We start from the raw sequence: 11738 nt of genomic DNA on the forward strand, positions 1-11738 counted from the left end.
ATATCAGCAGCCTTTTTTATTTTTAAATATTATTTAAGTTATGCAAGGGTTTCGCTTTAGGCTCTGGCGGCCAGTGTTTCTGCCAGGGCCTGAAGTTTCATATTGTTTCTTTCGGCATCGTAGAATGTTTCGTCTACGAGATCTCCTTCAATAATAGTCACCGGTACATCCAACTGCTTTTGAACATGTTCCGCGATGTAGCGCATCGTGATGGAAAAGGGCTTGCAACTTTGGGCATAGGCAAATATCCCGCCTTCCAGTTCGTAATCCCGGAAGATCTTTTCGGTTGCTTTTGCTTTGTAGCTGGGATTATGATTTAAGATCATCGTGGCCACTCCTTCCGCCACACTATCCAAAGGTCGCTGGGCATCGAGGCGGTCAAAAGAAAACATATCAAAATAGCCGCTGGTTACTAGGCACAGCCCCAGGCTTTCCAATTTTTCCGACAGTTGCCGGATGGCAAACCAGTACGGGATACCATCCCAATAAATGCGATATTGTATGTTGGACATCGGAACGATCTTATCAGCGATGCGCTGATTTAATTCTTCAGTCATCAAACGATAATGCTCAGCCGCTTCAGGCAGGTAGCGCAGAGCTAAATTAGGAAAATTATGCCCCATGATATCGAAAAACGTAGCCGGTACAGGATTATGCTTGTTGGCTTCTAGCATAGCCATATAATATTGAGAACTGCGTTGGCCATTGGCGACTATTTCCTGCAAACGATCATAATCAAACTTCTTGCCGGTGAATTCTTCCAGATAAGTTATCAGATCCAAACACTGGCGCTTAACATTTTCTGTAAGGTCCTTTTCGTTGTAGGCGGGAATTACCAAGGGACAATCTATCGTGAATAGAGGAATTTGCCAAAGATGGCTGAGATGTTCCCACCATTTTGTTACCATAATGCAACTGCCGTTGGAAACCAAAAGAAAATCCGGCCTAGCCAGTTCTGTGTAGGTTGACATCCCTTCCAACTGAGCAATGGAAGCCCCCAGACTGTTGCGGCAGTATGTGCACAGATGATGTTCATAACCGCGTGTTTCAGTTATTTCACAGTGTCCATGGGCTATATGTCTGGCACCGCAGGTGGCGGCATAAGCCTCGGGGAATTGTACGCAAAAGTCCATTGCCCATAGAATCTCGGCCGGGGTTCCGGCCGATACCCAGGCAATCGGTTGGGATTTGGTTTTTTCTATCTCGAGTGCGCCTCCGTAATGAGCCGCTATCAATCCTGCCAGACGTTTCTGGCCTTCCAATCTTCGAACCAATTGGTATCCTGATTCTGCCATGCTTCTTGCCTCCTAACTTTTCATTACCTAAAAAACCTTAAGGCTTGCTGTCATGCTTATATTAAAAAATAATTGTCAATCTTGCAGTTTTCTGGCCAAAAGGGCTGCGCCCAGGGCCGTTACAATCTGGGGGTCATCTGGGACTGATATCGGGCGTCCCAGCATACGTTCCAATAATTGCACAATGGCCGCATTTTTAGCCACCCCTCCAGTCAAAACGACTTCAGCTTGCGGGTCGGGATTCACAGAGCTGATTAGTCCATATACACGGCTGACGATCGATTCATGCAGTCCGGCCGCGATGTCTTCCTTGTCGGTCTGGCGCGCAATCAAGGATACGATTTCAGTTTGGGCGAAAACCGTACAAATACTGCTTATGGTTACTTTGTTCTTTGATTGCATCGATATATCGCCTATTTCACTTACCGGCACGCCCAAAGTCTGGGCGGCTACTTCAAGAAACTTGCCGGTTCCGGCTGCACATTTATCATTCATGGCAAACTGCATAACCCGACCTTGGTCGTCTATTTTTATGACTTTGCTGTCCTGCCCTCCAATATCTACCACCAATGAGGCGTTGGGAAACAAATGATGAACCCCCGCAGCATTACATGTAATCTCGGTTATGGTAGTTGTTGCAAAAGGGATGCTGATCCGCCCATAGCCGGTTGCAACGATGCGGTCAAGATCTTCAATTTTCAAACCGGCTTTATCACATGCTTCCTTTAGAACCTGTCGGCTTATCGCGTTTATCTCAATCCCGGTAGACTGCAGGGCGTAAGAATAACTGTCTGTATCTCCTAGTATAACGGCTTTTGTTGTAGTAGAACCAATATCAATACCGGCAGTAATCATACTTGTCTCCTCCGTTACTTGTCTCCTTCGCTAAATAAAACGTAAGCTTTCTTCAAAAGCCTGAACTCTGGTGCGGATCGCTTCCAGAGGGCCAGAGCCATGTTCGGTAATTATTGATACGTAAGGGATCGCTTCTTCTTCAAAACGTTTTTTCATCAAAACGAATTCCATATCGTAAGGGTCGCAGTACATCTCTTTTAATACTACTATGCCTTTCGCCTGCCCCTGCCTCATTAAATCGATAACGTAATCGGCATAGGGCGAGAAACTCTTGCCAGTTTCAAGCCAGTTTTCAGGAAAGTGGTAGGTTGTACAAGGGATTGCGTTCATATAAAAATCAATAAACGCATCTATGGGGTCTCCGCTGGCCGAAACGTCTTTACTAAAATACCTGCCGCCGGTAAAGAAATCGTCATCAACCACAACCATGCCGTTAGCCTCGATCAAATCCAGGACTTCTGTTTCCGGCATTGAACAGGGATGTCCGATGGTAATGACCCGCAAGCTTTGGCTTGCCGCTGCATCGGACTGCTCTATCTGGGCTAACAGTTGTCCTAATAATTCGTTATGTTCCTCTCTGGGGATAAACATACTAGCCGCAACGATGCGCGCCATATCGGAAGCACTTACGATTCCCGGACGCGCTTTTCTTAAATCGTTTAATTTACGCATCATGGCCCGGGAATCATTATATACCTTAATACTTGCTCGCAGTTTTTCGTCAGTGATTTTATTCCCGGTGAATTCTTCCAGACTGGAAATCAGCCTTTCGAGTTCACTGCGGAAAAACACCTGGGTGGACTTGTCCAGTTTATAGGGACGCCACATCTGATGAAAGAATTCGACCGGGTAATCCAACTGCCAGACTTCCAAATAGAATCTTACCTGATCACATACATAGATCGCCGCTATCCCATCGAGAAAATCGTATTTTCCTTTTAATAGGCTGTCAAAAGAACTGCGTACCTGATCACACGCATTGGTCATCATATGACCATCTCCAAGGGTAATTGGTTCATCACTGCCGAATAAGGTTACCGGCAGTGCGCCAGCCGCATGGATAATCTCTTCCGGAAAATACATCGGCAGACATCCGATAATTTTTATGTTGCGGGTTGCTTTTAGTTGTGCAGCCCTTTCATAGGGGCGCTCACAATAGTCTTTAAACTTAGTGAGTATATCCTCCATCTTCATCCCTCCAAATTGGCATGTTCACGTTCAATGAATCGTTTTATCGCTGTAGGATTGCAATAACTTATTACTTACTTGCCCTATTGTCCAGCTACCTAAATGCTAGGTATTTGGGGTTGGGTTTATCTATACAAACCATAAAATCATTATACATCATTACTGATACCAACTACATCCCCTAAAGATTAATAATTTTCAGACAGCCTTGGGGGCGTTTGGCTGCCTCCAGCCGCCATGGTGTGAATCTGAAAAAGAAGATATAGGTGGTTTCCTATACTCCTCTTTATTTCAAGGTTCTATATTTTAGCATTATTTTTTCGGCTGTTTTAATACCATCGACTGCGGACGACATAATACCCCCGGCATAACCTGCTCCTTCCCCCAGCGGATATAAGCCTTGGATATTGGCTTGCGCATTTTCATATCGGTTTATTCTTACCGGGGCAGAACTTCTGGTTTCCACGCCGGTCAAAATACTATCCGGTATAGCAAAGCCTTTGATTCTGGTATCAAAATAGACCAGCGCTTCTTGTAGGGTTTCAACAACATAATGAGGCAGGCAATTTTTAAGTGGGGCGAATACCACTCCCGGTTGGTAGGTAGGCTCTACCCTACCCCACCGGGTACTGGGCAGATCAGCCAAAAAATCTCCGGTTAGTTGAGCCGGAGCCCGATAGCTTTCTCCGGCTATTTGATATGCCAGCCTTTCCCATTTCCTTTGAAATTCAATACCTGCCAGGGGATGGGGGCTATTAAAATCTGCCGGTTTTACACCTACCAGTATAGCTGCGTTAGCATTTTTCCCATCTCTTTTCGACTCGCTCATGCCATTGGTAACCACTCCTTGTTCTTCCGAAGCCGCAGCTACCACATAGCCACCGGGACACATACAAAAAGTATACGCTGATCTTCCCCTGGGAGAATGATAGACTAGCTTGTAATCAGCGGCTCCCAGGGCAGGATGTCCGGCCGCATCACCGTATTGGGCTTGGTCAATGAGTTTTTGGGGGTGCTCTATTCTAACCCCAATAGAAAAAGGTTTTGGGCTCATAGCAACGCCCCGGCGCAGAAGTACCTCGTAAGTATCGCGGGCACTGTGACCTATTGCCAGTAAGACAACCTGGCTGTAAAGTTCCTCACTGTCATTAATGATTAAGCCTTTTATATTTCCATCCTGTATGATAAAATCGGTTACTTTGGCTTTGAACCTCACTTCTCCGCCATGAGCCATAATCTCATGCCTTATGTTTTTAACTACTGTCTTGAGTATATCTGTTCCGACATGAGGTTTGCTTTTATATAATATTTCTGCCGGTGCGCCGGCTTTAATGAACTCCTCTAATACAGTACGACATCTTTTATCATTTATTAATGTGGTAAGTTTGCCGTCAGAAAATGTGCCCGCTCCACCTTCGCCAAACTGCACGTTGCTTTCAGGATCAAGCTCTCCTCTATGCCAGAAATTATTAACCTTTTTAGTTCTGGTTGCTACATCCTCGCCCCTATCGAGGATGATGGGATAATAACCATTCCTGGCCAGGAGCAGCCCGGCAAAAAGACCTGCCGGCCCCATACCTACAACCACTGGTCGAAAAGCCATATCTTCTGTTCCCACTGGCACACCTTTATAAGACAGATCAGGAGTCGAGATTATTCCTGAGGAACTATGTTTTCCCAGGATTCGCTTTTCATTGTAAACCTCTACATCTACCGTATATACGAAAAGTATCTTATCTTTTTTTCTGGCATCAATCGATTTTTTAAAAATATTAAAATCAATCAGTTCCTTAGGACTGATTTTGAGTTGGATTAATATTTCATTTCGTAAAGCCTGTCTTTCAGTTTCAGCATCGGCAGCTTTATCTATTCCTATCTTCAGATCAGAAAGCCTGAGCATGTTTCTACCTCCTGTTTATGCAACCTGTTTGCGAAACATCATAGAGCCGCACATTGTCCCGCTATATATCCGGACGACCAGGCCCATTGCAGATTAAAACCACCGCACTGCCCGTCAATATCTATAATCTCACCGGCAAAAAACAAGCCTTTAACCAATTTGGATTCCATAGTATCTTGATTAATTTCCCTGGTATCCACACCACCTGCGGTTACCTGGGCACTAGGCCAACTCTTGGTTCCTCTGATCCTAAACCGCCAATCGATCAAAAGATCGATTATCCTTTCCTGCTCTTTAGCTGATAAATTAGCCACCGGTCGCCCGACATCACTAATACCCGCTTCCATCAGCACCACCGGAATCAACCTTTTATTAATAAAACCCACCAGGCTAAAGTCGAGCGGTTTTGAGGAACTTATTTGCCAGCGTTTTTTTAATAATTTTCTTAACTCATCCTTGGACATCGTATCCATTATAGTTATTTTTAAAAACGGTTCCTGACCTGCCTTTAATAGTTCTCCCGCTTTCCGGCTGATCTGTAAAATAGGTGGACCAGATATTCCATAATCAGTGAACAGAATATCTCCCCGGTCTTTAGCCACAGATTTATTATTATGAATAATTTCAGCAGTCCCTACAAATTTAACTCCATCCAGGCGTTTTAAAAACGGACTTTCTAATTTTAATTGCACTAACGCCGGAAAAATGTCTACAATGGTATGCCCCAGCCGAGCCGCTAAATCATAGCCACTGCCATCGGAGCCGCTGGCAGGCATAGCTTTGCCGCCGGTAGTAATGATGACCCGATCCCCTTTGTATATTTTCCCACCTACCAAAGCGACTGAGAATTTATCGTTTTTTCTGATATCCTTTACTTGGGCATCACAAACAATATTAACCCCCAGTTCATTTAGTTCATACAAAAAAACGTCCAGAATACTTGAAGCCTGGTCAGACATAGGAAAGACCTTCCCAAATTCCTCTACTTTATGGGCAATACCTAATTTTTCAAAAAATAAAATAGTATCATCTGCGGTAAATTGTGATAAGGCACTGTATGTAAACTTAGGGTTGTTGCCATGATAATACCCTGCATCCGCATTTATATTGGTGAAATTGCAACGGCCATTTCCGGTAGCCAGGATTTTTTTGCCTATCCGTGGGTTTTTTTCCAGTATGGTAACATCAGCGCCCTGTCTGCGGGCGGATATAGCGGCTATCATACCTGCCGCTCCTCCGCCTACAACTATGACCTGCTTGTTTTTCTTCATAAATGTTTACTCCTGCACATTATTCAATCATCTTAACATCAGTTTACTCAAAAAGCCTGCAGTTGATAAGCAGATCGTGGTAGACCCAATGCAAAATAGTAGACCGGGAAAACCAATGGTATTCCCGGCCTATATGTATTTAATATATACAAGCATACCTGCTTCCTTAACCCAACCTGCTAGTTAAAGGTCAAATGTTAATTTCCCCTCTGCGTGGGGGGCGGGGTCCATAAAATTGGTAATAGTTGCACTGTATTCGGCCATTATACAGTTTACGCCGTCGGTCTGCCGGACGTCCCAACAGATTCTCGAATTTCTGATGGGCTGTAAGCACATAAATAGACCAGCTATCCAAATCTTTTATGACTTCGCCCATTTCCCGGTATATTTTTTCAACACTAATCTTATCCTCTAAGCGTTGACCATAAGGAGGATTGCAGATAATGCAGCCATATTTATCACTGCTGCGCAGATTCACAATAGGTGCCTGCTGAAAATGTATATGTTCGGCCACCCCTGCCTGGCGGGCATGATAACGAGCCAGGCTTAAAACCTCTTGGTCGATATCTGTGCCACGGATGCGCAGTTTTTGATCCCTTTTTATCAATTCCCGGGCTTCATCCCGCGCTGCTGACCATAGCCGGGAAGAAATTACAGGCCATTTTTCCGCGGCGAATTGGCGATTTATGCCCGGAGCCATATTAAGTCCAATCATGGCAGCTTCAATGGGAATAGTACCTGAACCGCAAAACGGGTCTATGAGAATCCTCTCACTATCCCAATAACTTAGTTCTATCAAGGCAGCCGCCAGGGTTTCCTTTAATGGAGCCGGAGCACTTAATTTTCGGTATCCTCGTTTATGCAGACCAGCACCGCTGGTGTCAATAGTCAGGGTAGCTATATCCTTAAGTAAGGCTACTTCTATTGTGTAACGGGAACCATTTTCAGGAAACCATTGTAGATGATATTCCTCCTTCATTTTCTCCACTATGGCCTTCTTAACGATAGCCTGGCAGTCAGATACGCTGAAGAGTTGTGATTGCACTGATTTACCTTCAACCGGAAAATTGGCATCCCGCGGTATCCAATCGGCCCAGGGCAAAGCGCGGGTTCCCTGAAATAATTCCTCAAAAGAGCGCGCCTCAAATTCACCTATCTTTAAAAGCAAACGGTCTGCGCACCTTAACCACAGGTTCAACCGCGGGATAGCTGCCAGGTCAGCCTTAAAGGTTACCTTGCCGTTTTCTACCGTGATATCATCATAACCCAGGCCTTTGATCTCCCGGGCAACGATAGCCTCCAGCCCAAAACCTGCCGTGGCAATAAGCTCAATTTCTTTTTGCATTCAATTCACCTGTCAAAATAAAATCAGTTTTATAACGTTAATTATAGCCAACGTTCTGCCGGTCGTTTATTTTGCAAATCATACCTGTATTGGCTTTAAACCAAAGTTCATATAGGCATATACTATGTCGATAACTTAATAAATAATAGATGCGGCAAATAATACTAATACGTCACTATTATGGCATAATTTAATTGTTTCTTTCAATCTCCTGCTTGACCCTTAAAAATAATTGCCCCAGTGCATAAGCAAACTTTTATCATTATCAGGTTGATAAGGTATCAATAACACATTGCCCAGGTCTTTCACTTGAATATAATGAGGAGGAAATTATATGCGCATTGCGTCTATCAATGGGGATCCCCGGTAAGGATTGAAAGAACCAAAAAGCGCAAATAGACTGCTTGCGTATAGACTTCTCGATCTTCAACATAAACGTTGTTGACAATCGTGGCTGGATTACTTATACTAGCGTAAATACATTATTTAATTTCACTTAGTCAGGCCAAATGGCCGGGCCTTAAAGGCAGCGGATTAAAGCCGTGGGACTACAATAACTTGTTATTGCAGTTCCGCGGCTTTTTTAGTATTACGTAAAGAGGTGGATAATTATGAATGCAGTGACCCGTTCCATTAGCGATTTCTTGATAAAAAGAACTATAAAAGACGTGGAAAATATTAATGAAGTAACCGATCCCAACCAACGTCGAGCCTTTGCCTATCTGGAGGCATGGTTGAGTATAATTGGCAATATTGTCTTAGCGATTATGAAGTTTGCATTTGGTTTCGTATTAAACAGCATTTCCTTGATTGCAGACGCTGTGCATACAGCGTCAGATGTGCTTACTTCTCTGGTGGTTATCTTCGGATTCAAACTTTCCAGTTTGCCTGCGGATGAAAAACATCCCCATGGTCACGGAAGGATCGAGTTTATTGCTACATTGATTATTGCCATTATGTTAATTTTCGTTGGAGTGAAGTTCGGATTTGATTCTTACGAAAGATTAAAAGCCAATACCCCGGTAAAGGGAAGCTATCTGGTGGTCGGCTTGATGCTTTTAGCCGCCTTGCTAAAAGAGCTTATGTCCCAAATATCAATTGATTTGGGCAACCGCATATCTTCGGGAACGCTTATCGCAGATGCATGGCACCATCGTACCGATGCCATTGCCTCTGTTTTAGTTGCAATCGCTATATTAGCCTCGGGCTTTGGCTACTATAAAGCCGATGCGATTTTAGGCTTTGGTGTCTCCGCTTTAATCATTTGGACCGGCATCGAGATTTTCAGAGATTCTTCCTCCAAGCTGATCGGGGAAACCGATTCGGCTGACATTGATACAGTGGAGCAATTGGCTTTATCCATTGCAGGTGTTCATAGCACCCATGATGTAGCCATTCATGATTATGGCAATACGAAACAAGTAGTCATCCATATTGAGGTGGATGAAAGTTTGACTATGATCAGGGCCCATGAAATTGCTGAGGAAGTAGAACAAATTGTTAACCAAAAGATGTTTGCCTCTACGACAGTCCATGTAGACCGCATAGAAGAATACGACCCGCTGTAAAAAGCCGGTTTTTGGTGAATCTTCTTCAGTTTTCCTATTAGGTTTAGTTTTCATCCCACCATTCCAATAAATAATCTCCCCGGCAGGGATTCCATTTGCGCCACCAACCCTGATCCATGGGGTCGAATATGGGAGGAGCTATACGACAAAGAACATCTTGCACCCCCAGGCCAGACGGTTACAGCTATTCTTCAATATTGCCGTGTCCTAACAAAGACCTGAGCAATTATTAATATCCTTCGTCCAGTTTGAAAATGATCTGGTGAATGCCCCCGAATATGTGCGGGGGCTTTTTTTCTGCATAATATATAACTAAAAGTTATTATTAATATTATTTTTACTATGTTATTATTAATACTATAAAGAGAGGAGTGTGGAAAATGTCCCAACCAAAAGTAGAAAGTTTTTTAAATATTAGGCCGGATAATATCGTAAAGATTAAGGAAGCTAAGGAAAATGGAACAAAAGTCGTAGGCATATACTGCACCTACTGTCCAGAGGAATTAATTTTAGCTGCCAAAGCTATTCCGGTAGGTCTGTGCGGTACTAAAGAAGAACCTATCGCGGCAGCTGAGGAAACATTACCTCGCAACTTATGTCCCCTAATTAAATCTTCTTACGGTTTTGCCATAGAAGATACTTGCCCCTTTTTCCATTTTTCTGATTTAGTAATAGGTGAAACCACTTGTGATGGAAAAAAGAAAATGTTTGAAATAATGGATGAGATAAAACCAGTCTACACTATGAAATTACCTAATGTGCAGGATTTAGATAGCGCCTTTGAATTATGGGTTAGCGAAATGAGGCGTTTGCGTACTCATCTGGAAGAAGCTTTAGATGTTACGATTACCGATGATGATATATGGGCGGCTATTAAAACTATAAATAATGAAAGAAAAGCAGCTAAAAATGTTGCCGATTTAAACCAACAAGACCCACCACCTTTAACAGGTACAGAACTTTTGACTGTAACCTGGTCAAGAAGCTTTGCGGCTGATAAAGTTGAACTTACAAATATGTTAAACGATTTTGCCGCCGAGGTTAAAAAAAGACCAATAATTGAAAACGGCGTGAAAAAGCCACGGGTATTATTAACTGGTTGTCCGGTAGGGCTGGGAACAGAAAAAATAATCAAAATAGTTGAGGATTTAGGCGGCAACGTAGTAGCGATGGAAAATTGTACTGGCTATAAGACTTTAGAATTACAAAGTGATGAAACATTATCTGATCCTATTGAAGCATTAGCTCGAAAATATATAAAAATCCCTTGTTCTTGTATGTCCCCTAATCCGTATCGTCTACAACTAGTAGAAAGAATGATACATGATTTTAAGGTAGATGCGGTTATAGATTTAACTTGGCAAGCCTGCCACACTTATAATATTGAAGCCTACACCATACAAAAATTGGTACGGAAAGCCGGGGTTCCATATTTACAATTAGAAACTGATTATTCTAATTCTGATATGGAGAGTTTAAAAGTGCGGATCGAAGCAGTAATGGAGATGGTGGAATAATGGCGACTTTAGGACTAGATATAGGTTCGGTGGCTGCAAAAGGCGTTTTGTTATATAAAGGTCAAAGGTATAACTCTGTTATACCTACTGGTTGGAGTCCCTTAGATTCGGGTAATGCTATTATTAATTCTTTATTAAATAAAGCCAATATAGAAAAAGAACAAATTGACAATATGGTAGTAACCGGTTATGGGAGAGCTGTCCATCAAGCTCACAATAAAACAGTGACGGAAATAAAATGTCATGCTCGGGGTGTAGCTGCACTATACCCCGAGGTAAGGACAATTATAGATATTGGCGGACAAGATAGTAAAGTTATTAAAGTAAATGATGAAGGCAAAGTATTAGATTTTGCTATGAATGATAAATGTGCTGCCGGTACAGGACGATTTTTACAAGTAATGGCTAATGCTTTAGGTATGGATGTTAGCCAGTTGAGTGAGGCCGAAGATTTAGAAGAAACGGTAAAAATTAATAGTATGTGTACAGTATTTGCCGAATCGGAAATGGTTAATCTTTTAGCCAAAGGTACTTCTAGGGGCGGCATAATAGCAGGCTTACATGATTCAGTCGGGCAAAGGGTAGGTGCTATGGTAAAAAGATTAGGTATCAGCGAGCAAGTGATATTTACAGGCGGTGTAGCGATTAATAAAGGAGTTAAAAGGGCGTTGGAAAAAGAGTTAAGTGTAAACTTGCTTGTTCCTGAAGAATGTCAATTTACAGGAGCCTTAGGAGCTGCTTTGATAGCCCAGGAATCAAATGATTAGATATATTTAGGCAGCTTGTATGGATTTTGCCA

9 protein-coding genes are annotated in these 11738 nt (G+C 42.9%); 3 read left to right on the forward strand and 6 right to left on the reverse strand.

Annotated features, from left to right (window positions below; translation table 11 throughout):
• Positions 1-56 precede the first annotated feature (56 nt).
• From AAV90_RS05770 to AAV90_RS05795, 6 genes are all read right to left on the reverse strand, one after another.
• Positions 57-1295 carry a 2-hydroxyacyl-CoA dehydratase subunit D gene (locus AAV90_RS05770; protein ID WP_046496568.1) on the reverse strand — a complete coding sequence of 413 codons (1239 nt, stop codon included), beginning with the start codon at positions 1293-1295 and terminating at the stop codon, positions 57-59.
• A 75-nt stretch (positions 1296-1370) separates the two neighbouring features.
• Positions 1371-2150, reverse strand: coding sequence for an acyl-CoA dehydratase activase (locus AAV90_RS05775; RefSeq protein WP_046496570.1), 780 nt, complete (start codon positions 2148-2150; stop codon positions 1371-1373).
• A gap of 30 nt (positions 2151-2180) precedes the next feature.
• A complete protein-coding gene (locus AAV90_RS05780) occupies positions 2181-3338 on the reverse strand; it encodes a 2-hydroxyacyl-CoA dehydratase subunit D (RefSeq protein WP_046496571.1) in 1158 nt (385 codons plus the stop codon).
• A gap of 286 nt (positions 3339-3624) precedes the next feature.
• Positions 3625-5238: an NAD(P)/FAD-dependent oxidoreductase gene (locus AAV90_RS05785; RefSeq protein ID WP_046496573.1), complete on the reverse strand. Its 1614-nt coding sequence runs from the start codon at positions 5236-5238 to the stop codon at positions 3625-3627.
• A 38-nt stretch (positions 5239-5276) separates the two neighbouring features.
• Entirely contained in the window at positions 5277-6509 is a 1233-nt protein-coding gene (locus AAV90_RS05790) for a BaiN/RdsA family NAD(P)/FAD-dependent oxidoreductase (RefSeq protein ID WP_046496575.1), read from the reverse strand.
• 190 nt (positions 6510-6699) lie between these two features.
• A complete protein-coding gene (locus AAV90_RS05795) occupies positions 6700-7854 on the reverse strand; it encodes a THUMP domain-containing class I SAM-dependent RNA methyltransferase (RefSeq protein ID WP_046496577.1) in 1155 nt (384 codons plus the stop codon).
• A 611-nt stretch (positions 7855-8465) separates the two neighbouring features.
• Here AAV90_RS05795 and AAV90_RS05800 point away from each other — a divergent pair.
• The 3 genes from AAV90_RS05800 to AAV90_RS05810 all read left to right on the forward strand — a co-directional run bounded on the left by AAV90_RS05800 (position 8466) and on the right by AAV90_RS05810 (position 11706).
• Positions 8466-9422: a cation diffusion facilitator family transporter gene (locus tag AAV90_RS05800; RefSeq protein ID WP_052729624.1), complete on the forward strand. Its 957-nt coding sequence runs from the start codon at positions 8466-8468 to the stop codon at positions 9420-9422.
• 380 nt (positions 9423-9802) lie between these two features.
• On the forward strand, positions 9803-10939 hold the full coding sequence (locus AAV90_RS05805; RefSeq protein WP_046496579.1) for a double-cubane-cluster-containing anaerobic reductase: 1137 nt from the start codon (positions 9803-9805) through the stop codon (positions 10937-10939).
• Entirely contained in the window at positions 10939-11706 is a 768-nt protein-coding gene (locus tag AAV90_RS05810; RefSeq protein ID WP_046496581.1) for an acyl-CoA dehydratase activase, read from the forward strand. Before AAV90_RS05805 ends, AAV90_RS05810 begins: the two co-directional genes overlap by 1 nt.
• Positions 11707-11738 lie beyond the last annotated feature (32 nt).

It is taken from the genome of Syntrophomonas zehnderi OL-4 (assembly GCF_000983115.1).
GTDB classification, from domain to species: Bacteria; Bacillota; Syntrophomonadia; order Syntrophomonadales; family Syntrophomonadaceae; genus Syntrophomonas_B; species Syntrophomonas_B zehnderi.

What these genes read in the sequence shown, in the direction of transcription:
- AAV90_RS05770 (WP_046496568.1), bottom strand. Translation starts at nt 1,295, where the DNA reads ATGGCAGAATCAGGATACCAATTGGTTCGAAGATTGGAAGGCCAGAAA.
- AAV90_RS05775 (WP_046496570.1), bottom strand. Translation starts at nt 2,150, where the DNA reads ATGATTACTGCCGGTATTGATATTGGTTCTACTACAACAAAAGCCGTT.
- AAV90_RS05780 (WP_046496571.1), bottom strand. Translation starts at nt 3,338, where the DNA reads ATGGAGGATATACTCACTAAGTTTAAAGACTATTGTGAGCGCCCCTAT.
- AAV90_RS05785 (WP_046496573.1), bottom strand. Translation starts at nt 5,238, where the DNA reads ATGCTCAGGCTTTCTGATCTGAAGATAGGAATAGATAAAGCTGCCGAT.
- AAV90_RS05790 (WP_046496575.1), bottom strand. Translation starts at nt 6,509, where the DNA reads ATGAAGAAAAACAAGCAGGTCATAGTTGTAGGCGGAGGAGCGGCAGGT.
- AAV90_RS05795 (WP_046496577.1), bottom strand. Translation starts at nt 7,854, where the DNA reads ATGCAAAAAGAAATTGAGCTTATTGCCACGGCAGGTTTTGGGCTGGAG.
- AAV90_RS05800 (WP_052729624.1), top strand. Translation starts at nt 8,466, where the DNA reads ATGAATGCAGTGACCCGTTCCATTAGCGATTTCTTGATAAAAAGAACT.
- AAV90_RS05805 (WP_046496579.1), top strand. Translation starts at nt 9,803, where the DNA reads ATGTCCCAACCAAAAGTAGAAAGTTTTTTAAATATTAGGCCGGATAAT.
- AAV90_RS05810 (WP_046496581.1), top strand. Translation starts at nt 10,939, where the DNA reads ATGGCGACTTTAGGACTAGATATAGGTTCGGTGGCTGCAAAAGGCGTT.